18 protein-coding genes and 1 tRNA gene are annotated in these 19,958 nt (G+C 63.1%); 8 read left to right on the forward strand and 11 right to left on the reverse strand.

Annotated elements, in window-relative coordinates:
- Positions 1-17: 17 nt before the first annotated feature.
- A tRNA-Thr gene (locus MQW79_RS12330) sits at positions 18-93 on the forward strand.
- A gap of 23 nt (positions 94-116) precedes the next feature.
- On the opposite strand, the gene MQW79_RS12335 is transcribed toward MQW79_RS12330, so the two are convergent.
- A complete protein-coding gene (locus MQW79_RS12335; RefSeq protein WP_476584769.1) occupies positions 117-869 on the reverse strand; it encodes an N-acyl amino acid synthase FeeM domain-containing protein in 753 nt (250 codons plus the stop codon).
- A 135-nt stretch (positions 870-1,004) separates the two neighbouring features.
- Positions 1,005-3,275: a putative bifunctional diguanylate cyclase/phosphodiesterase gene (locus MQW79_RS12340; RefSeq protein WP_476584770.1), complete on the reverse strand. Its 2,271-nt coding sequence runs from the start codon at positions 3,273-3,275 to the stop codon at positions 1,005-1,007.
- A gap of 217 nt (positions 3,276-3,492) precedes the next feature.
- On the opposite strand from MQW79_RS12340, the gene MQW79_RS12345 reads away from it, so the two are divergent.
- Positions 3,493-3,789 carry a 4a-hydroxytetrahydrobiopterin dehydratase gene (locus MQW79_RS12345; protein ID WP_476584771.1) on the forward strand — a complete coding sequence of 99 codons (297 nt, stop codon included), beginning with the start codon at positions 3,493-3,495 and terminating at the stop codon, positions 3,787-3,789.
- 18 nt (positions 3,790-3,807) lie between these two features.
- Here MQW79_RS12345 and MQW79_RS12350 read toward each other — a convergent pair whose 3' ends face one another.
- Genes MQW79_RS12350 through MQW79_RS12360 form a run of 3 tightly spaced genes read right to left on the reverse strand, consistent with a single transcriptional unit; the run spans position 3,808 to position 9,621 of the window.
- Positions 3,808-7,257, reverse strand: coding sequence for an error-prone DNA polymerase (locus MQW79_RS12350; protein WP_476584772.1), 3,450 nt, complete (start codon positions 7,255-7,257; stop codon positions 3,808-3,810).
- Positions 7,254-8,930, reverse strand: coding sequence for a Y-family DNA polymerase (locus tag MQW79_RS12355; RefSeq protein WP_476584773.1), 1,677 nt, complete (start codon positions 8,928-8,930; stop codon positions 7,254-7,256). The genes MQW79_RS12350 and MQW79_RS12355 overlap by 4 nt, the downstream gene beginning before the upstream one ends.
- Complete coding sequence (locus MQW79_RS12360; protein ID WP_476584774.1) at positions 8,815-9,621, reverse strand: ImuA family protein; 807 nt, start codon at positions 9,619-9,621, stop codon at positions 8,815-8,817. The genes MQW79_RS12355 and MQW79_RS12360 overlap by 116 nt, the downstream gene beginning before the upstream one ends.
- Before the next feature lie 230 nt (positions 9,622-9,851).
- On the opposite strand from MQW79_RS12360, the gene MQW79_RS12365 reads away from it, so the two are divergent.
- Positions 9,852-10,295 (forward strand): tellurite resistance TerB family protein, encoded by a 444-nt coding sequence (locus MQW79_RS12365; protein ID WP_476584775.1) that lies wholly within the window; start codon positions 9,852-9,854, stop codon positions 10,293-10,295.
- Here MQW79_RS12365 and MQW79_RS12370 read toward each other — a convergent pair.
- Positions 10,292-10,861: a hypothetical protein gene (locus tag MQW79_RS12370; RefSeq protein ID WP_476584776.1), complete on the reverse strand. Its 570-nt coding sequence runs from the start codon at positions 10,859-10,861 to the stop codon at positions 10,292-10,294. The two genes, MQW79_RS12365 and MQW79_RS12370, sit on opposite strands and share 4 nt — an antisense overlap.
- Positions 10,862-10,967: 106 nt before the next feature.
- Here MQW79_RS12370 and MQW79_RS12375 point away from each other — a divergent pair, with 106 nt between their 5' ends.
- The 3 genes from MQW79_RS12375 (at position 10,968) to MQW79_RS12385 (ending at position 13,488) form a co-directional block, all read left to right on the forward strand.
- Complete coding sequence (locus MQW79_RS12375; protein WP_476584777.1) at positions 10,968-11,417, forward strand: universal stress protein; 450 nt, start codon at positions 10,968-10,970, stop codon at positions 11,415-11,417.
- A 95-nt stretch (positions 11,418-11,512) separates the two neighbouring features.
- Positions 11,513-12,043, forward strand: coding sequence for an inorganic diphosphatase (ppa, locus tag MQW79_RS12380; protein ID WP_476584778.1), 531 nt, complete (start codon positions 11,513-11,515; stop codon positions 12,041-12,043).
- Positions 12,044-12,111: 68 nt separating this feature from the next.
- The gene (locus tag MQW79_RS12385; RefSeq protein ID WP_476584779.1) at positions 12,112-13,488 is read left to right on the forward strand and encodes a serine hydrolase; all 1,377 of its coding nucleotides are present in this window, start codon (positions 12,112-12,114) and stop codon (positions 13,486-13,488) included.
- A gap of 320 nt (positions 13,489-13,808) precedes the next feature.
- Here the strand turns inward: MQW79_RS12385 and MQW79_RS12390 are convergent, their stop codons facing one another.
- The gene (locus tag MQW79_RS12390) at positions 13,809-14,381 is read right to left on the reverse strand and encodes a cytochrome b (RefSeq protein WP_476584780.1); all 573 of its coding nucleotides are present in this window, start codon (positions 14,379-14,381) and stop codon (positions 13,809-13,811) included.
- 76 nt (positions 14,382-14,457) lie between these two features.
- Between MQW79_RS12390 and MQW79_RS12395 the strand changes: the two genes are divergently transcribed.
- The gene (locus MQW79_RS12395; RefSeq protein WP_476584781.1) at positions 14,458-14,904 is read left to right on the forward strand and encodes a MarR family winged helix-turn-helix transcriptional regulator; all 447 of its coding nucleotides are present in this window, start codon (positions 14,458-14,460) and stop codon (positions 14,902-14,904) included.
- Entirely contained in the window at positions 14,901-15,854 is a 954-nt protein-coding gene (locus tag MQW79_RS12400; RefSeq protein WP_476584782.1) for a heme-dependent oxidative N-demethylase family protein, read from the forward strand. Before MQW79_RS12395 ends, MQW79_RS12400 begins: the two co-directional genes overlap by 4 nt.
- 135 nt (positions 15,855-15,989) lie before the next feature.
- Here MQW79_RS12400 and MQW79_RS12405 read toward each other — a convergent pair whose 3' ends face one another.
- From MQW79_RS12405 to MQW79_RS12420, 4 genes are all read right to left on the reverse strand, one after another.
- Positions 15,990-16,547, reverse strand: coding sequence for a dihydrofolate reductase family protein (locus MQW79_RS12405; protein WP_476584783.1), 558 nt, complete (start codon positions 16,545-16,547; stop codon positions 15,990-15,992).
- Between the two features lie 244 nt (positions 16,548-16,791).
- Positions 16,792-18,906 carry a sodium-translocating pyrophosphatase gene (locus MQW79_RS12410; protein WP_476584784.1) on the reverse strand — a complete coding sequence of 705 codons (2,115 nt, stop codon included), beginning with the start codon at positions 18,904-18,906 and terminating at the stop codon, positions 16,792-16,794.
- Positions 18,907-19,065: 159 nt separating this feature from the next.
- Complete coding sequence (locus MQW79_RS12415; protein WP_476588228.1) at positions 19,066-19,377, reverse strand: DUF167 family protein; 312 nt, start codon at positions 19,375-19,377, stop codon at positions 19,066-19,068.
- A gap of 14 nt (positions 19,378-19,391) precedes the next feature.
- Complete coding sequence (locus MQW79_RS12420) at positions 19,392-19,694, reverse strand: YggT family protein (protein WP_476584785.1); 303 nt, start codon at positions 19,692-19,694, stop codon at positions 19,392-19,394.
- Positions 19,695-19,958 lie beyond the last annotated feature (264 nt).

Here is a 19,958-nt window from a genome sequence, read left to right on the forward strand (position 1 = left end):
CCTGACTGTCCCGGGGCGCCGCAGTAGCTCAGTCGGTAGAGCACATCATTCGTAATGATGGGGTCGGGGGTTCGATTCCCTTCTGCGGCACCACTTCTTCCACAGACCAGTCCCTTTTACTGCGCGGCTTCGAGCAGACGCAGGCGATGCGCCATGCGGGCCGTCGGCGCAATGGCGCCTTGGCCAGTCGCCGCCTTGCCGAACAGATGCTCCCGCTCTTCAGCCGTCGACATGAAGAACGGGAAGCGGTCGGCAACACGGTCGCGAATCGTGGGCACTTCGGCCGCATAGAGGCAGACCGGAAATTTGAGTTCGCCCCAGAACCGCTCGTCGGCCAGCCGTTCCGACCCGAAGATGCGGCGGTAAAATGGCGCATGCTCGGCCCGCACCGAGGAAATCGTATAGCGCACCGGAAAGTACTCGCTGGCCATGGCGATGATGCGCAGGGTCATATAGGGCAGCGCCGGCAGGGCCAGGGACGCATCGTGATCGGCGGTGAAACGGCTCGGGTCGATATAGCCCTGACCGCGATCGAGAATCGGCTCGAGCACTTCGGGCCAGATCGTGCGGCTGGGTGAGGTCCGGTTCTCCGCGGTCACGTGGTGGAAGCGGATGGAACTGACCAGTTCCCCGTCAATATAGACCCCGAAGCAGTAGCAGTTTTCCGCGTCATCATACTCGTCGCGGGTGACCTGCTGGGAATTGATCGGCACGAAATCTTCGCGCCGATAGGCCTCGTAGCGCAGTTTATAGACTGGATCGAGCTGATCCGACGGTGTCACGCGCCGATATTCGATCCGATCGAGCAGATCGATCAGTGTTGTCGCAAAACGCGACACACTGGCCGTGGATTGGCTTGCCGCACTCATTGCAATCTGTCCCCAGTACGCGGTGGTACTTAACCTTTCGTTAGCCATAATTGCACGGGCAAAAAACTGCACCCGCCGTGATGTCGCGCCCCGGCAGGAGCTAAAATCGTAGCACTGTCAGAATGTTAACGCGCGTTAACCAAGTCGGCGTTTTGTTTCCGGCGCCTGTGCCGCGTTGAGGCGCGTGATCAGCTCGGCAATATCGCGCTGCGGCAGCGGCCGGCTGAAGAGGTAGCCCTGCACCTGCTGGATCGTGGTGTTCTCCACCATGGCGTTGAGCTGTTCCTCGGTCTCGACGCCCTCTGCGACCACGACCAGGTCGAGATCGCGGCCAAGCCGGGCGACATTGGTCAGGAGCCGCAAGGCGCGGGGCTTTTCGGCGATGTCGGCGACGAAGGAGCGATCGATCTTGAGCTTGGAGAAGGGCAGCGCGCTGAGATAGCTCAGTGACGAATAGCCGGTGCCGAAATCGTCGAGAGCGATGCCGACGCCGCGTGCGGCAAGGCCCGACAGCACGCCCACGGCAATGTCGCGCTCCTCGATGACGGCGGTCTCGGTGACCTCCACCTCCAGCCGCTCTGCCGTAAGGCCGGTGCGGGCCAGCGCCTGTTCGACCACGGTCTGCAGGTCGATGGCGCGGAAATCGCGCGCCGAGACGTTGACGGCAACCCCGACCTGGCCTGGCCACTGGCTGCATTGCTGCACGGCCTCGGCGATCACCCATTCGGTAATGTCGGAAATGACACCGATTTCCTCGGCCAGCGGAATGAAGGTCGAGGGTGGAACCGGACCGAGCTCGGGATGGTCCCAGCGGGCCAGCGCTTCGCAGGACACCACCTTGCGCGTGCCGATATCGAGCAGCGGCTGGAAGGCCAGGGTCAGTCCGCCATTGCTGATCGCCTCGCGCAGGTCGCCCTTGAGGCGCTGGCGGTAGTGATAGTCGACATCCATCTGTGCATGGAAAATCTGGCTGGTCGCCTTGCCTTCGGCCTTGGCACTATAGAGCGCCAGGTCGGCCTTGGTCATGAGATCGTCAAGGCTGTCCTCGGCCATAGCGCTGGTCACGAGGCCAAGGCTGGCATTGACATTGAGAGTCACGCCTTCGAGGTTGAACGGACGGGCAAAGGCCTGCATCACGCGCTCGCTGCGCGCCGAGGCCTGATCGCCGGTAGCACCGCCATAGATGACGAATTCATCGCCGCCCAGGCGCGCCAGAACTGCATCTTCGGTCAATACATTGCGCAGGCGCTGCGCCACTTCCACCAGGAGCTGGTCGCCCATGATATGGCCGAATGTGTCGTTCACATGCTTGAAGTCATCGATGTCGATGATCATCAGCGAATGGGTGGCGGGCGGGTTCTGCGGACGCCGGGCCGTGAGGTCCTCGGCCACCAGTTCGCCGAAATAGGCGCGGTTGGGCAGGCCGGTCAGCGTGTCGTGCCGGGCCATGAAGTTGATGCGCTCTTCGGCGGCAACGCGCTCGCTGATATTTTCGAACAGCAGCACGCAGCGGTCGCGCCCCGAACTGACCGTCACCTCGTAGGTGCCCCCTTCGGGCAGCCAGAGCACGACCTTGCCCGAAGCGCGGCGCTCGATCAGGTCGAGCAGGCGGTCGACGGCAGCCACGGGCAGGCGGCCTGCGTCACGCTGCTGGTGCAACAAGGATGTCAGCGGCGCCCGCAACAGGTTGGGCGCACCGATCAGGGCGAAGAATTTCAGGGCCTGTTCATTGGCAACGCTGACCGCGCCCTTGTCGTCGAGCAGGCACAGGCCATGGTCGAGCGTGGTGATGGCCATATCGAGTTCGGCGGCCAGGCGCGAGGCTTCTACCCGCCCATGCACGGCGCTGAGCAGGATGGCCCGGATATCGGCAGCCAGCTTGCGGAAGCTCGACAGCATGATGATCAGCAGGATGGCCAGCACCGGATGGAACATGTCGGCGCGCAGCAGCAGACCCAGCGACAGCGGGATGATCACCATCAGCATCTGGATGGTGACCAGACGGTCGAGCCCGAAATTGCGGGCGCAGATGCCCACCATGACCGCGATGGTCAGCGAGGCGCTGACCAGCTCGGCATAGGGATCGCGCACGATGAGCATGGCGACCAGGCACCAGAGCCCATAGACCAGGGCCAGGAGGGCGCCCAGGACCACGGCGCGGTTTTCCCAGTATTCGGCCGCTTCCACATCGTCGGCGCTGATCGAGGCCTTCCAGAAGGCGCGCATATTGGCGTCGCGCACGAGGCCGAGCACCAGGAACAGGCCCGCCACGACATAGAGAGGGATCGACTGCACCTTCCAGGCCGTCAGGCCGGCGGCGAAAGCGCTGGCCAGGGAGCCGGCCAGCATCGCGCCGCGGTCGCCATAGACCGAGCGGATGATGGACACGTAGTCCAGAGCTGGCATTGTCTTTCGAGCCGATGTGGTCAGCACGGAAAAATCCCTATTACACCGCCATTGGGCGTGCGAGGCATTAACAAGCCCTTGCCTGGCTCGGCGGCGGCGGAAACGTTTCAGCGTGCAGGCTGAACGGCGAGTTAATTTTTCGGCATACGCTGCATGCATGGCCGGGGAGCCAAGCGCGCGCTGGCTCGTTGAAGGATATCAGGCCAAGGAGACAGTCATGGCAGACAGGTTGACGGAAGCGGCACGGCAGGCAGCATTGGCGTCTTTGGACAACTGGACCTATGACGGCGGAGGCGACGCCATCATGCGCCATTTCAAGTTGAAGGACTTTTCCGAGGCCTTCGGCTTCATGGCACGCGTGGCGCTGCTGGCCGAAAAGGCCGGGCACCACCCTGAATGGTCCAATGTCTACAACAAGGTATCCATAAAGCTCACCACCCACGATGCGGGCGGTTTGAGCGAAAAGGATATTGCGCTGGCCAGGCAGATCGACGCCCTGACCATTGCTGAGTGACGGCGGGCCCATCCCCGCCTAGTGGAAATTACGGCCCTTGGGCATGGCAGAATAAGCGCGGCGACGCGCCAGATCCTCTTCGCTGAGGCTCCGCCGATCCCGGCTCTGGCTGCCCGGCGGACCGGATTTGCCCTCGTCGGCCCTGGCTACGATCCGATCGCCAAAGTCCTTGCCATGCGAGAGATCGAGCAATTGCGGGGTCAGGTCCTCCATGTCCTGGGCAATGATGTGGATGACCCCATGCGCCGCTTGCACCTTGCCCCGCACCGCCAGCATGCGGCTGCTCAGCAGCACCTTGCGCAGCCGGTCATCCTCAAACAGCTTTGGCCAGATCACCACATTGGCCACTCCGGTTTCATCCTCGAGCGTAGCGAAGATCACGCCGCTGGCCGTGCCCGGGCGCTGCCGCACCAGCACCAGCCCGGCCACCTCGACCACGATATCGTTGGCAACATGAACCAGATTGCCGGCCCGCGTCGTGCCGCGCGCCATCAGCATGGGCCTGAGGAACTGCACTGGATGCCCCTTGAGGGACAGCGAAAGGGTCGAATAGTCGTGGATCACCTCCTCGCCCGGCGCCATCAGCGGCAGGCCGGCGGGCTCTTCCTGCGGCGTCTCCAATGGCGGCGTGGCGGCAAACAGCGGCAGCGTTTCGGCCCCATGGGTACCCACCAGACCCTTGACCGCCCACAGGGCCTCGCGCCGGTTGAGCCCCAGCGAGGCAAAGGCATCGGCCCGGGCGAGCTTTTCGAGGCTGGAAATGGCCATGCCGGTCCTCAGCCACAGGTCGCGGACCGAGCTATAGCCTTCGCCTCGCGCGGCCACGATGCGCTCGCTGTCCTTGCTGGGCAGCCCCTCGACCATGGAGAAGCCCAGCCGCACGGCCTTTTCGGTATAAATGTGGTCGGCCATGACCGCGTGGCGCGACCAGATATGGGCAGCCGGCTTCCAGCCATTCTCTTCGAGCGTGGTGTCCACTTCCGAAGTGTTGATGTCCACCGCCCGTATTTCCACGCCATGTTCGGTCGCGTCGCGCACCAGTTGGCTGGGGGCGTAAAAGCCCATGGGCTGGGAATTGAGCAGCGCGCAGACGAAGACATCGGGATAGTGGCATTTGAGCCAGCACGAGGCATAGACCAGGAGTGCAAAGCTGGCGGCATGGCTTTCAGGAAAACCATATTCGGCAAAGCCCTGGATCTGGGCAAAGCTCTGCCTGGCAAATTCGGGCGTATAACCATTGCCGATCATGCCGCCGATAAAATCGTCGCTGAACTGGGCCAGCTTGCCGGTGCGCTGCCAGGCAGCCATCGCCCTTCGCAGCTGGTCGGCCTTGCCGGGGGTAAAGCCGGCCCCGACAATGGCGATCTGCATGGCCTGTTCCTGGAACAGCGGCACGCCCAGCGTCCGATGCAGCACGCCCTTGAGGGCTTCACTGGGATACTCGACCTGTTCGATCCCCTGCCGGCGTCGCAGATAGGGATGGACCATATTGCCCTGAATCGGGCCGGGCCGGACAATGGCCACCTCGATGACGAGGTCATAAAAGACTTTCGGCTTCAACCGCGGCAGCATGGTCATCTGCGCCCGGCTTTCGATCTGGAATACCCCGATCGTGTCGGCGCGATGGGTCATCTCATAGACCGGCTTGGCTGCCTCGGGATCACGGAACTCTTCGTTCTGCAGCTCGGCCAGCTCCACCTTGCGGTCATAATGTTTTTCCATGAGGCCGAAGGCGCGCTGCAGGCAGGTCAGCATGCCCAGCGCCAGGATATCCACCTTGAGGATTTTCAGCGCGTCGATGTCGTCCTTGTTCCATTCGATAATGGTTCGGCTGTCCATGGCGGTCTTGCCGATCGGCACCAGGCTTTCGAGGCTGTCGCGGGTGATGACGAAGCCACCCACATGCTGGCTGAGATGGCGCGGAAAGCCGCGCAGGACCTTGACCACCTCGAACATCTGCGCCAGCACCGGATCATCCGGGTTGAGCCCGAGACTGGCAACGCTTCTCAGGTCCACCCCCGATCCCCAGCCCCAATGCAGCTGGTTGAAGGCTGTCACCACATCGTCGGAAATGCCGAAGACCTTGGCCGCCTCGCGGATGGCGCTCTTGGAGCGATAGGTGATGACATTGGCCGTCAGCCCGGTGCGCTTGCCACCATATTTCTGATAGACATATTGCATCACCTCCTCGCGCCTCTCGTGCTCGAAATCGACATCGATATCGGGCGGCTCGTCCCGCTCGGTGGAAATGAATCGGCCAAACACCAGATTGGCCTTGCGCGGGTCCACCTCGGTGATTTCGAGGCAGTAGCAGACGGTGGAATTGGCAGCCGAGCCGCGTCCCTGGCAGAGGATGCCCAGATCATGGCGCGCATGCCGGACAATATCCTGAACCGTCAGGAAGTAGGCCGCGTAGCGCTTTTCATCGATCAGCCGCAATTCGGTCTCGATCTGCTCGCGCGTGCCCGCCGGCAACCCCTCCGGAAAGCGCTTCTCGGCGCCGATCCAGGTCAGGCGCTCCAGCGTCTCCTGGGCGGTTTCCCCATTGCCGATCGTCTCTTCGGGATAATTGTATTCAAGCTGATTGAGCGCAAAGCTGATGGCCCCGATGAAGCGCTGCGTCTCGGCAATGGCTTGCGGATGGGAAGCGAACAGCCGGGCCATTTCGTCAGGCGCCTTGAGATGGCGCTCGGCATTGGCCGAGAGCAGGTATCCCGCCTCGTCCAGCGTCACGTGCTCGCGGATACAGGTCACCACATCGAGCACCATGTGCCGGTCGGGTTCGTGATAGGCCACATCATTGCTGGCCAGCATCCGCGCCCCATGGCGCCGGGCCAGCAGATCGACCCGGTTGAGTCGCGCCCGATCCGTGCCATCCAGGCGCGCCACCCCCGCGACCCAGACACGATCCGGGGCTTCCAAGGTAAGCCGTTGCAGCGTCTGTTCCGTACGGCCCCAATCGCCTTCGTCGGGAACGAGAATGAACAGCTGGCCCTGCGCAAAATTGTCTGCTGGACCCAGCTCCCCGGCCGAGGCCGAAGCGCTGGCGCCAAACAGATCATCGAACCGCAGGTCCGGACTGCCCTTCTCGCCGCGCCTGTTGCCGATGGTCAGCAGCTTGCACAGCCGCCCATAGGCCACCCGGTCGCGGGGATAGGCCACGATATCGGGCGTGCCATCGGAAAAGCAGAGCCGCACCCCTACGAGATAGCGGAATCCGGGCCGGATCCCGGGATTGTCCCGCGCCGCCACATAGCCTCGAACCACACCGGCAAAGCTGTTGCGATCGCACAGGCCCAGCGCCGTCATCCCCAGATGCATGGCGCCCACCACCAGCTCCTCGGGATGCGAGCCGGAGCGCAGAAACGAAAAGTTGCTGGTCGTCACCAGTTCTGCAAAGGCCACATCCGCGTGGACGATGGGCGGCCGGGAGCCTGATTTGGGCTTGAGCGCAATGACCCGGCTCATGAGAAGAACCCATGCAGGTACCAGCGCGGCAGGATGGGCCCGCCGTAAAGGCCCAGCCGAAACACCCAGAAGCGATGCCCGCCCTGGTCCTCGACGACATAGTAATCCCGCATGCCGGTGATCGGATCAAACAGCGGCAGGTCGGGCGTATAGGGTGGCGGCTTGGGGGTTTCGCCCGGTTCCGGCTTTTTGGGTTCCGGCTCCGGCACCAGTTTGAGCCGCTGCCCCCGGCGCCACCATTCATCGCTCAGCCGCTCGGGTCCGGCAGCCTTGACCAGGCGATAGTGCTGGCGCCGCCAGATCATCGAGGCTGGCAAGCCATCGGGCACTTCGGCATTGATGGCAACGTGTTCAGGCTGCGGCAGCAGTCGCAGCGGCCGCTCCTGGCCAATACCGCGCGCCCCCGGCCTGGGGCCGCCGGCCAGGGCCGGGACCAGCCGGGCCGCCCGTTCGGGCAGATGGCTTTCCACCAGCTCGGTCCTGAGCACGCTGACCACACCCAGCCGGCTGGCCAGCCGGTCGGTCAGCTGCTCGAGATCGCCGGCGCCGGTCTCGGTGGTAAAGGCGCCCAGCTGGCTTGCATCGAGCCGGTCGAGCGAACTGGCGGCCAGCCGGACCATGTCGATGCCAAAGCCGGGATCGTAGTTTTCCTCTTCGAGCCGCTGCGAACGGTGACGGAACAGGCTGGCAATATGGGCTGCATCGCGCGTCACCCTTGCGGCATTGAGCGAGAGCGTCATGACCTTGTGATCGACGCGATAGAGGAAGAGGTGGAAGCTCTGGGCCCCCATCTCTTCCTGTTCCAGCATCTGGGAGAGGTCGAGCGCCAGCCCCTCGGTTGTCAGCATCACGTCGTCAAGGGTCGAGATCGGTTCGAAGAACTTGCGCTCGACGAAATGTTCAGCCGCTGGCAGGCGGGGAGTCAGCCGTTCCTCGATATCGCCAAAAGCCTGGTCGAGGCGCAGGATCAGCGACGCCCCGAACCGCGCCAAAAGGGGTTTTCGCGGGCGCTGGCGCAGCGCGCCAATGGTTTTGAGGCCCATCTGTGCCAACAGTCCGATCTGCGCCTCCTCGAGCCGCAGCGCCGCCACCGGCAGGTCATCGAGCACCGCGCCCAAGTGCCGCGGGTCGACCACCGTGCTGCGGGCGAAATGACTGACCGCCCAGGCGCCGCCAATGGTTGAGGCAATCGCGCCGGAGACGGAATAGTTGAGGTTGCGCAGACGCTTGAGCAGCATGCGCAGCATCTCCGCTTCGCCGCCGAACAGATGCGCTACCCCGGTAATGTCGAGGACCAGATCGCCGAACGGGGCCATGTCCTGCATGACGGCGACCAGCGGGCTGGCATTGGAATGCCAGTCGGCAAAATCGGCGAAGGCGGCAACCAGCAGGTCCCTATCCTGTTCGAGCACGGTCAGATCAGGCACAATGGCCCTGGCATCGGCCAGCGCCTGACCGATGCGCAGGCCTTGTGCCGAGGCTTCTTGGTCGAGCGCAGCAAGGCGCAATCCGCCCCTGATCCTTTCGTAAAGAGCGAGGGGCGATTGCAGGCCGGCATCACGCCGTTTGAGATAATCTGTTGGCCAGGAGGGCAGATGGAGACAGAGATAGCGACGTTCCAGCCTGGGGCTGGTGCCGGTCAAAAGACCGGCCTGGTATGGTTTTGAACTCATTTCCTGTCCACTCCAGGATCCACTCGCTGTGCTTTTGCCCCGCATGTCCCTTTTCGAGTTTGAGCCCCCAGCGCGCCCGACCTGGTGCGCGCTCGTCAAAGGGTCTCTTGCCTGAGCTCTCGGGCATCAGCCGCCAGCGCAGATGCGCCGCACTGGCCTGACGGTCCGACCCGTAGCGCAACAGAAACAGCGACGTGCCGCCTTCGACCGCCCGGAGACTGAGGCGCCGGCTGACGGTGAAATCGAGCGCCTCGGGCACGCCGCCAATATCGGCCACGATCCCGGCAACAGCCCGGCAGGCCAGGGATTCCTCGGCAACCCAGAGCAGGTCGCGCATATCGGCCGCCCGCACGATGACCAGTTGCGCCGGGTCAAAACCGAAGCTGGCAAGCCCCGGGCCATAGGGCAGGCCGAAGAACTGGGCATCTTGCTCCAGCTGCAGGTAGAGCACGGCCATGCGCCTGGGCGTCAGCAGCGCCTTGGCCTGTGCCAGCGCAAAACCCAGGCTCGCCGCGCCATTGCGCACGGCATCGGTGCACACCTCCTGCAGCAGGCCGCCCGGCAAAAGCGGGAACCCGCCCCCCTCGTCCGAGACGCGGGCCCGCGCTTCGGCCAGAGCCGGCTTGCGCTCGATATCGGCAATGACATCCCGCAGCGCGGCTAGGCGCTGTTGCTGGTTCGGGGGCTGCATGGGGCGACCAACTACGTGAACAAAGTGGGAACATCTAGACTCCGAATCCGGGAAGAGTCGAGTCCCTTTTGCGCCTCTTCGGTGTGGCCCGGCTGCATCAGCCCCGGTCAAGATCGCGCGACCGGGACACAAAACCCATTGAGAAACCGCCTCTTATCGCTAAGTCTGATGGTGCCTGCCTCCCGGCTTGCATCCATCATTTTCGCCCGACCCCGACGGAGGCTGACGCCATGTTCGAGGCCCTGACCCGCCTTTTCGGAAAGCCCGAGGCGCCGGCCGACCTGCACGACCCCAAACTGGCCGTCGCGGTCCTGCTCGTGCATCTGGCGGCGGTGGATGGCTCCATGCAGGACGATGAACGCAAGGCCATCCGCGGCGCGCTCATGGACCATTATGACCTCGACGAAACCGCCGTCGACAAGCTGGTGCGGGAAGCCGCGCGGCGCGACGCCGAGGCAGTAGATTTCTACAAGTTTACCAGTGGCTTGACCCAGCTCGACATGGGTGACCGGATCGAGATCATCCGCATGATGTGGACCGTGGTCTTTGCCGATGGCAAGAACCACGAGCTCGAAGACAACATGGTCTGGCGCATTGCCGAACTGATCGGCGTTTCGAGCCGCGACAGGACCATTTTGCGCAACCAGATTCGCGGCCGCTCGACCGAGGACTAGTACGCCTCGAAGTCTCCGATGATCTCGACCTCGTCGGTCAGGCAATCGAATTCGCCTGCCTTATCAGCGGCTTGCTGGGCCAGTTCGTTGGCATGGGCATTGGCGCGGGCATCGACATAGGCGATGTGACAGCTATTGCCCTCGGCAATCTGGCTGACCACCAGAACCTGGCCGAAATCCTCGCCGGTCTCGGGATGGGCGGTGTGATAGCGCACGATCGTGGCCACTGGAAACCAGCGCCCCGAGGCATTGGAAAGCCGCCATTCGAGCTTTTCGCCCAGCCGGTTGAAGGGCGGAAGTGTCTGAAATCCTGCGCTATTTTTCTTCGGCTCGAAACCGTAGCGCAAGGAGAAGCGCAGGTCACCCTCCTCCACCATCAGGGGAAAACCCTTATAGCCCGGGCAGGACCAGGACACGCCGAAATCATCGGCCTCCAGCACAAGGCAATCCAGGTCGAGATTGAGGTCGGTATAGGCGCTGACAAAACCGGATTGGGCCATGGCCGGAACGCTCAGAATGACCGTTGCCAGAAGCGAATTTGCTAGCAGACTGTTAACCTTTGGCACGACCGAAACCCTCCTCGCGTTAATCTGGCGTCAGAAAAGGATGATCCAGATCAATTTGCCGCCATGATGACCATGCCAGATTGCGCCAAACAAGGAGACCGGACCCATGTTCAAGACCATTCTCGTTGCCACTGACGGCTCGGACCAGGCCAGCAAGGCGCTCGATGCGGCGCTGGAGCTTGCCCGGCTCAATGGCGCCAGTCTCACCATCCTGACGGCCACCGACCCGGTGGCGACAGGCATTGGTTCGGGCGGCTTTGGCACGATCGATGCCGGTCCCATCGTCGCGCGGCTCGAAGAGGCCTATGCCAGCGAGGCCGCCGACCTCCTGGCCAAGGCGCGCCACAGAGCACAGGAGGCCGGCATCACGCCCGAGACCCTGCACCTGCCGCGCCACCGCCCCGCCGACGGCATTCTCGAACTTGCCGGCCAAAAGGGTGTCGACCTGATCGTCATGGGCTCGCATGGACGGCGCGGGCTCAATCGCTTGCTGTTGGGCAGCCAGGTCGCCGAAGTGCTGGCCCGGTCCAGCATTGCCGTGCTCGTGGTCAAATAGCAGACCGGCTGCGGCGCTATTGTGCCTTGCGTTTGGAGGGGTTTGTGGGCAGAACGGCCCGCGACAACCATCCCCTCCTCACGGCAGTTGTGAAAATGAATATCGACGCGATCCCGACCGGCAAGAACCCGCCCGACGACCTCAACGTCATCATCGAAGTGCCGCTTGGTGGCGAGCCCATCAAGTATGAAATCGACAAGGAATCGGGCGCGCTGTTCGTCGACCGCTTCCTCTATACGCCGATGCGTTACCCCGGAAATTACGGCTTTGTGCCCCACACCCTGTGCGGCGACGGCGACCCGCTCGACGTCATCGTCATGAACTCGCGCCCGCTGGTACCAGGCGCGGTGGTGCGCTCGCGGCCGGTCGGCGTGCTGTTCATGGAAGACGATGGCGGTCAGGACGAAAAGATCATCGCCGTGCCGGTCAGCAAGCTCACCCGCATGTATGACAATATCCAGGACATCCAGGATTTCCCGGAAATCCAGCTCGAGCGCGTGAAGCACTTCTTCACCCACTACAAGGATCTCGAGCCCGGCAAGTGGGCCAAGATCGACCGGATCGGCAACCTCGCCGATGCCCGCAAGGTCATTCTCGACTCCATCGAAATGGCCAAGCGCGCTTAAGTCGCACTGATCCCATCGTGGCCTCCGGCGTTGTAGGAACATGACCCTACACTGCCGGAGGCCTTTTTATGCAGTTTTTCGCCGCCCTCGCCGCCTCGGCGCTCCTCGCCTTGCCCGTCCTGGCGCAGGAAGCCGCGCCCCCGCCGACGACCGATGTGGCACGGATTCTCGCCGACCGGATCGACCGCGACAAAGCCAATATCGGCATGGCAGTGGCCCTGATTGCCGATGGCGAGACACGTTTTGTCTCGCATGGCCAATGGGGCGCCGATGACGAGCGGCCCGTGGATGAGCACACCCTGTTCGAGGCCGGCTCGATCAGCAAGGTTTTTACCAACCTGCTGCTGGCCCAGCTGGTCAATGCGGGGACAATCGACCTCGACGCACCACTGACCGACTATCTGCCCGAAGGCACGGTGCTGCCGAAATGGGAAGACCGGGCGATCACCGCCTTCGACCTGGCGACCCACTCGGCCGCATTGCCACCGCTGCCACCGGAGCTGATGGAACGGGCGCTGGACAATCCCTATTCCGGCTATGATGGCGACGCTCTGATGGAGTGGCTGGCCGACTATGCGCTGACCCGCCCGATTGGCGAAGAGTTCGAATATTCCAATGCTGGTACGGCGCTCCTGGCCCAGGCCATCGAGCATGTGAGCGGCAAGGACTATGCGAGCCTGCTGCAGACCGAAATTCTCGATCCGCTCGAAATGACCGAGACCCGGCTTGCCCTGACCGGCGCCGGAGCGCCTGACATGGCCACCGGCCATGACGTCACCGGGACCGCCGTGCCGCACTGGGATTTTGACGCCTTCTCCCCCGTGGGGGGCCTGCTCACCACCAGCAGCGACCTCGCCAAGTTCATCGCCGCCGCCAGCGGCCAGGTCGAAACCCCGCTCGCCCCGGCCTTCGAGACCATGCTGGCCCGCACCCGCCCGGCGGGTGGCGACGAAGCCATTGGACTGGGGTGGTTCATTACCCCGACCGGCTCGGGCGAAATTGTCTGGCACAATGGCATTACCGGCGGCTTCCGCAGCTTTGCCGGTATTGAGCGCGACAGCGGCCGCGGCGTCGTCGTGCTGTCCAATATGGTGACCCCATCAGGGATCGAAGATATCGGCATGCACCTCATCGATCCGGCCATGCCGCTCAATGAACAGCCGGAAACGCGCGAAGTGGTTGAAATCGATCCCGCCGTGCTGCCCCTATATGCAGGCGACTACCTCCTGGCGCCCGGCGTGGTCATGACTGTCACCGCCGAGAATGAGCGTCTCTTCGCCCAGATCACCGGGCAAAACCGCTTCGAGCTGTTTCCCGAAAGCGAGACGGAATTTTTCTATCGCGTGGTGGATGCGCAGGTGGAGTTTGACGTGGTGGACGGCCAGGCTAGGTCGCTGACGCTGTTCCAGAACGGCCAGCAGATGCCGGCGATGAAGGTGGAGTGAGTCGCTGGGGCCGAAGACACCCCTTCCGAGGTCACAGGCGATTGCGTCACCAAGCACTGCTTGCCTTCCCACACATGACGATGGTGTCGCAGCCGACCGAGAGTTCCTCACCTGTGCGGAGAAGACATTTCCATCGTCATTACCGGGCTTGTCCCGGCAATCCACCTTGCTGATGCTTCGCATGGACCACCGGGACAAGCCCGGTGGTGACGGTGTGGAGAGAAGGCGATACCGCCACGCCGTCATGGGCAGACCTGATCAGGCAACCGGCGTTACCAAGCGCCGTGCATCCGGCCTATCCCGCCATTCGGCCATCGCGCCTATGGCCTTCTCCCCTCAAAACCCTCCACCGGGGGGACTTGCCCTGGCGGGCGGGCTCCAAGCATCCGCCCGATCAGGCCATCGCGCTTGACGAACTGGTGAAACAGCGCGGCGCCGATATGGGCGAGGACGAGGCCGATGAGCAGGCGGCTCACCAGTTCATGGGCCTCAAAGGGTGGCACGTCGTCGAAATCGGGCAGGTCACCGCCGGAAAAAACCACGCCGGGACCGCCGCTGAGAATGAGGGTCGCAATGCCCGAAGCGACCATGACGAGGATGGCGAGATAGAGCCCCGCATGAACGATGCGGGCAGCCCATTCCTGCGGCTTGCTCATGCCGGCCACGGGCCGCGGATGGCGATCAAAGGCCCCCCACCACAGGATGCGGAAAAGCGTGAGCACGCCCACCATAATCCCCAGGGACAGATGGAAAGGCAGGATCGTGGAGACCAGCTCCTTCTCCTCGCCCATGACCAGGCCGGAGATCAGGAGCAGGATGATTGCCAGCGCGGAGACCCAGTGGATGCTGGCTGCTATGACGCCATAATGCGTTGTGGAGCTTTTCAGTCCCATTGTCGGTCCTGCCTTGCTGTGCGCGGTTCAGGGGATATAATTAGCACACTATATAATTACTGAGCATACAATGTAAATGGCGCTCAATCGCGACACATCTTTGGGCTATCTGACCAACTGGGCCGGGCGGCTGCTGGTGCGGCAGCTTGAACGGCACCTCGCCGAAATCGGCCTCAGTCCCGCGCATATGCCGGTGCTGCTGGCACTGGAAGCCGGCGAGGCCAGCCAGAAGACGATTGCCGAACGCGCCGGGGTCGAACAGGCAACCATGACGGCAACGCTCAACCGCATGGCGCGCGACGGGCTCATTTCCCGTCGCCCCAACCCTGCCGACGGACGCTCGCAGCTGGTCTCGCTGACCCCGGCGGCGCGAGAAAAGCTGCCGCAGGTGGAAGCAGCGGCGCGGGCGATCAATGCCAGCGTGCTTGACCAGCTGAGCCCGGAAGACGGCGAGCAGTTCATCGCGCTGACCAAGAAGGTCATCGACGCCCTCCTGGCGCTGGACGGACCAAAAAAAGCATGAGCATGCCCACGCCCTATGACGGCTCGGCGCCGCTGTTTCGTATCGGCACCAAGCCGCTCGATGTCGGGGACTGGCTGGAGCCCGATGGTGCCATGGCCAGCCAATTGGCCGAAAAGGCGCGGCTTTGGGTCGAGCGACCGGAAGCGGTTTTTGCCCAGGAGGCTCAAAGCCTGGCGGCACAGGCGGAACTGCTCGCCCTGCTGGCCCGTCATCTGCCCGAGCGCTTTCCAGACCTATGGCGCCATAGCAGCGCCGGATTGCAGATCATTCCCCGAGGCGAGACGGTGGCGCTGTCGGGTGAAGAGAGCCCGCTGCTGACGGCGGCAAAACTGGTGCAGGACGACCTGCTGTTGCTCCAGCGCACGGAAGCGGGCTGGCGGCTGACGGCGGGCAGCCTCTGCTTCCCCTCCTCCTGGCTGCTGGCGGAAAAAGTGGGAAAAGTGCTGGCCGACATTCATGCACCAGTGCCTGGCTTTGGCCCGGGCACGCGGCAGGCTGAAATCATGGCCCGCATGTTCGACGCCATGCGGCCGCAAACCCCTCTTATACGCTGGAATTTTTCGCTCTATGGCGATGACAGGCTATTCCACCCAGACGTGTCTGGGCCGGGCGAATGGCGGTTTGGCACAGGCGAACGCGCCGATCCGGTCTTTCTGCGGGTCGAGCGCCAGACGCTGAGGAAACTGCCCGAGACCGGGGCAATTGCCTTTTCCATCCGCATTTCGGTTGATCCGATCGAACGGCTGGAGACGCATGTTGACGGCGCCCACATTGCGGCGTCGCTGGCCGGGCAGATCCTGGCGCTGACGCCGGAACAGTTCGACTACAAGGGGCTGACGCAGGAAAAAGACCGGGTGGTGGCGCGGCTGCGAGAGATCGCTGCGGCCACGGAGCTTAGCCCCTCTCCCCTTGGGGGAGAGGGTGGATCGGCCGCAGGCCGAGACGGGTGAGGGGTCCTCTCCGCGCCCTCTCTATTGGCTGGTAGACCCTCGACCCCTCATCCCAACCGAAATTCGCGTTCGCGAATTCGGTGACCCTTCGGGCCCCTTCTCCCGCAAGGGGAGAAGGGGAAGGCACCGATGAATCTACACCGCCTTCTTGGCGTAAACCTGCACCACATTGCCCTTGGGCGTCACATCGCAACGGACCAGCTCAAGGCGCGTGGTTGGATCGCCGGGCTCGAACAGGTGCCGGCCCTCGCCCGCCACCACCGGATGGGTGATCAGCGAAAGCTCATCCATCAGCCCGGCAAACAGCAGCTCGCGGACCAGCGAAATGCCGCCCATGGCCGCAATCTCGCCGCCGGGCTGGCTTTTCAGCTGACGCACGAAATCAATGACATCGCCGTCGATCAGCGTGGAATTGGACCACTGGGCCATATCCTCTGATGTCAGCGTGTTGGAGGCGACGAATTTGGGCACGCCATTGATGAAACTGGCAAAATCGAGATCCTGTTCGGCCTTGGGCCAGTAGCCGGCCCATTCCGACCAACCGATGCGGCCCATCAGCACGGTATCGACCTTGCTCATGGTCCCGCCCAGCATTTCGCCGAGCTTGTCGTCAAAGCTGTCGAACTGGAACTTGAACGGATCCTCGACCACGCCATCGACGGAATGAAAAAGCCCGGCTGTCACTTTACGCATTTATTGTCTCCCAGGGTCCGGGCCGCACATTACCGCCCGTTTCGGGAAGGCGACGAGGCATCCGATACCGGTTCGACATTTTTTCTCGAGCAAAATGCAAAAGGCCCGGGAGCGCGCCCCGGGCCTCTTCAAGCTTTCGATCTTCCCCCCTTCGTCATTGCCCGGCTTGACCGGGCAATCCAATGCGTTGCGGCATGGACCACCCGGTCAAGCCGGGTGGTGACGGTGGTGAGGGGATCGAGCCCTACATGCCAAAATTCGCCAGCACCGCCAGCAAGAGCAGGGCCACGATATTGGTGATCTTGATCATCGGATTGACGGCGGGGCCTGCCGTGTCCTTGTAGGGGTCGCCGACGGTGTCGCCGGTGACCGAGGCCTTGTGCGCGTCGCCGCCCTTGTAGTGGGTAACGCCGTGGCTGTCGGTAAAGCCGTCCTCAAAGCTCTTCTTGGCATTGTCCCAGGCACCGCCACCCGCCGTCATCGAGATGGCGACGAAGAGGCCGGTAACGATGACGCCCATCAGCATGGCGCCGAGAGACGAGAAGGCATTGGCCTGGCCCGCGATCCAGAGGATGACGAAATAAACCACGATGGGGCTCAGCACCGGCAGCAGGGACGGAACGATCATTTCCTTGATCGCCGCCTTGGTCAGCATGTCGACGGCACGGCCATAATCGGGCTTGTCGGTGCCGGCCATGATGCCCGGCTTTTCCTTGAACTGGCGACGCACTTCCACCACGACGGCCTGGGCGGCGCGGCCCACGGCGGTCATCGACATGCCGCCAAAGAGGAAGGGCAGGAGACCACCGAAGAGCAGGCCCACCACCACATAGGGGTTGGCGAGGTCGAAGCTCACGGTCAAGTCCGTGAAATAGTGCTTGAGATCCTCGGTATAGGCCGCGAACAGCACGAGGGCACCCAGACCGGCCGAACCGATGGCATAGCCCTTGGTGACGGCCTTGGTGGTATTGCCCACGGCGTCGAGTGCGTCGGTATTGTGGCGCACTTCCTTGTCGAGGCCGGCCATTTCCGCGATCCCGCCCGCATTGTCCGTGACCGGGCCGAAAGCGTCGAGCGCCACGATGATGCCGGCGAGAGCCAGCATGGTGGCGACGGCGAAGGCGATGCCGAAGAGACCGGCCAGCGAGTAGGTGACGATGATGCCGGCGATGATCACCAGCGCTGGCAGGGCGGTCGATTCCAGCGACACGGCGAGGCCCTGGATGACATTGGTGCCATGGCCGGTAACCGAGGCTTCGGCGATCGAGTTCACCGGGCGGCGACCCGTTCCCGTATAATATTCGGTGATGACGATGATCAGTCCGGTGATGACGAGGCCGGTGACGCCGCACCAGAACAGGCTCCAGGGCGTGAACACCTTGCTTTCGGTTTCGATGGCGACATTCATGTCGCCGAACATCAGCCACAGCACCGGCAACAGGGCGACCAGCGACAGGACGCCCGAGGCGATGACGCCCTTGTAGAGCGCGCCCATGATGTTGTTGTCGCTTCCGAGCTTGACGAAGTAGGTGCCGATGATCGACGTCACCACGCAGGCACCGCCAATGGCCAGCGGCAGGACCATGCCGATCAGCTTGAACTGCTCGGGCAGGATGATGGCGGCCAGAACCATGGTGGCGACGATGGTCACCACATAGGTTTCAAAGAGGTCCGCGGCCATGCCGGCGCAGTCGCCGACATTGTCGCCGACATTGTCGGCAATGGTGGCCGGGTTGCGCGGATCATCCTCGGGAATGCCGGCCTCGACCTTGCCCACCATGTCGCCGCCGACATCAGCACCCTTGGTAAAGATGCCGCCGCCCAGACGCGCGAAGATGGAAATCAGCGACGCGCCGAAGGAGAGGGCCACCAGCGCATCGATGACGGTACGGCTGGTTGGTTCAAAGCCCATTGAGGTCAGGATCATGAAATAGAGCGTGATGCCCAGGAGCCCGAGCCCCGCCACCAGCATGCCGGTGACCGCACCCGACTTGAAGGCGAGATCGAGCCCCTTGCTCAGCGAGCCGACGGCGGCCTGGGCAACGCGTACATTGGCGCGCACCGAGACATTCATGCCGATAAAGCCGGCTGCGCCCGACAGGACCGCGCCAATCAGGAAGCCGATGGCGGCATAGATGCCCAGAAGAAAATAGGCGGCGACGAGAATGACCGCGCCGACAATGGCGATGGTGGTGTATTGCCGCTTGAGATAGGCCGATGCGCCCTCCCGCACGGCGGCCGAGATTTCCTGCATGCGCGCCGAACCCGCATCGGCCTTGAGCAGGCCCTGGGTGGTCACCACGCCATAGACGATAGACAGGCCGCCGCAAGCAACGATCAGCCAAAGTGCCAAATCCATAAGAAGTCCCTCGAAAAATTTCCTCCGAGGGCCCGCGCTGGCACCGGCCGGGTCTGCAAGCCCAGTCCAATCCCCGCCCTCCATCGGGCCCCCTCCGAGAGGCGAGATTAGCGGGAATAATTGGTTAAGCAATGGAGATTGCGATGTTTTGTCGCGGCCTCAGCCGGCCAAAGCGACGACATCGGCGATGAGGTCGTCCGGCACACCGGCAACCAGAACGCTTTTCAGGCGGCTGGTTTCACCGCTGATGAGGGCGAGACTGGATTTGGGCAGGCGCAGCGCCTTGGCAAGGAGCGCAATGACGGCGGCATTGGCGCGACCCTTGTCGGGCACGGCGGCGACGCGGAGGCGCAGGACGGTGGTGCCGTCGTCGCGCGTCTCAACGCCGTCAATGGCGTCGCGCCCGGCATTGGGCGTGACGCGCAGATAGAGGATGATCCCGGCTTCGCCCAGACGCGCAAAGCCGGGCAGACCGGTCAATCCGGCTAGATCCCGGCGCGGGCGACCGCGGGATAGATATAGTAGCCGATGATCGACTGAATGAAGAAGATGATGAGGAAGGCCACCAGCGGGCTGAGATCAAGGCCCGAGAAATTGGGCATGAAGCGGCGGATGGGCTTGAGGACCGGCTCGGTCAGCTGGTTGATCACCTGCCAGACCATGGCGACGAACTGATTGCGCGTATTGATGACGTTGAACGAGATCAGCCAGCTCATGATGATCATGATGAGCAGCACCCACCAATAGAGGTTGAGCAGGATGAGGATGATGTCGAGCACGGCGCGCATTTGCGTCTCCGGTGAAACTGGTGCGAATTATCTAGTGGTTGCGTGCCCCTGGAGCAAGGCCGGGTGGCAAGAAGGGTAAAAGGCCGCCCTTCGAGTCGGCTCGAAGCATAGGGGCCTGCACCAGATTACGCGGTGCAGGCCCCTGATGACTTTGGACCCGGTACGCGAAACTCTTCATCCGGGTGCCAGCATCAATGCAGGAAGCGTGCCAGAGCCGTGGGCCCGGAAATCCGGGGCTCAGAGATTAAGTTATTGTAAAATTTT

This window comes from Devosia sp. Micro-HW1 (genome assembly GCF_056341075.1).

What these genes read in the sequence shown, in the direction of transcription:
- MQW79_RS12400 (WP_476584782.1), top strand. Translation starts at nt 14,901, where the DNA reads ATGAGCATGCCCACGCCCTATGACGGCTCGGCGCCGCTGTTTCGTATC.
- MQW79_RS12350 (WP_476584772.1), bottom strand. Translation starts at nt 7,257, where the DNA reads ATGAGCCGGGTCATTGCGCTCAAGCCCAAATCAGGCTCCCGGCCGCCC.
- MQW79_RS12395 (WP_476584781.1), top strand. Translation starts at nt 14,458, where the DNA reads ATGGCGCTCAATCGCGACACATCTTTGGGCTATCTGACCAACTGGGCC.
- MQW79_RS12365 (WP_476584775.1), top strand. Translation starts at nt 9,852, where the DNA reads ATGTTCGAGGCCCTGACCCGCCTTTTCGGAAAGCCCGAGGCGCCGGCC.
- MQW79_RS12385 (WP_476584779.1), top strand. Translation starts at nt 12,112, where the DNA reads ATGCAGTTTTTCGCCGCCCTCGCCGCCTCGGCGCTCCTCGCCTTGCCC.
- MQW79_RS12410 (WP_476584784.1), bottom strand. Translation starts at nt 18,906, where the DNA reads ATGGATTTGGCACTTTGGCTGATCGTTGCTTGCGGCGGCCTGTCTATC.
- MQW79_RS12335 (WP_476584769.1), bottom strand. Translation starts at nt 869, where the DNA reads ATGAGTGCGGCAAGCCAATCCACGGCCAGTGTGTCGCGTTTTGCGACA.
- MQW79_RS12355 (WP_476584773.1), bottom strand. Translation starts at nt 8,930, where the DNA reads ATGAGTTCAAAACCATACCAGGCCGGTCTTTTGACCGGCACCAGCCCC.
- MQW79_RS12375 (WP_476584777.1), top strand. Translation starts at nt 10,968, where the DNA reads ATGTTCAAGACCATTCTCGTTGCCACTGACGGCTCGGACCAGGCCAGC.
- MQW79_RS12345 (WP_476584771.1), top strand. Translation starts at nt 3,493, where the DNA reads ATGGCAGACAGGTTGACGGAAGCGGCACGGCAGGCAGCATTGGCGTCT.
- MQW79_RS12360 (WP_476584774.1), bottom strand. Translation starts at nt 9,621, where the DNA reads ATGCAGCCCCCGAACCAGCAACAGCGCCTAGCCGCGCTGCGGGATGTC.
- MQW79_RS12340 (WP_476584770.1), bottom strand. Translation starts at nt 3,275, where the DNA reads ATGCCAGCTCTGGACTACGTGTCCATCATCCGCTCGGTCTATGGCGAC.
- ppa (WP_476584778.1), top strand. Translation starts at nt 11,513, where the DNA reads ATGAATATCGACGCGATCCCGACCGGCAAGAACCCGCCCGACGACCTC.
- MQW79_RS12390 (WP_476584780.1), bottom strand. Translation starts at nt 14,381, where the DNA reads ATGGGACTGAAAAGCTCCACAACGCATTATGGCGTCATAGCAGCCAGC.
- MQW79_RS12405 (WP_476584783.1), bottom strand. Translation starts at nt 16,547, where the DNA reads ATGCGTAAAGTGACAGCCGGGCTTTTTCATTCCGTCGATGGCGTGGTC.
- MQW79_RS12420 (WP_476584785.1), bottom strand. Translation starts at nt 19,694, where the DNA reads ATGCGCGCCGTGCTCGACATCATCCTCATCCTGCTCAACCTCTATTGG.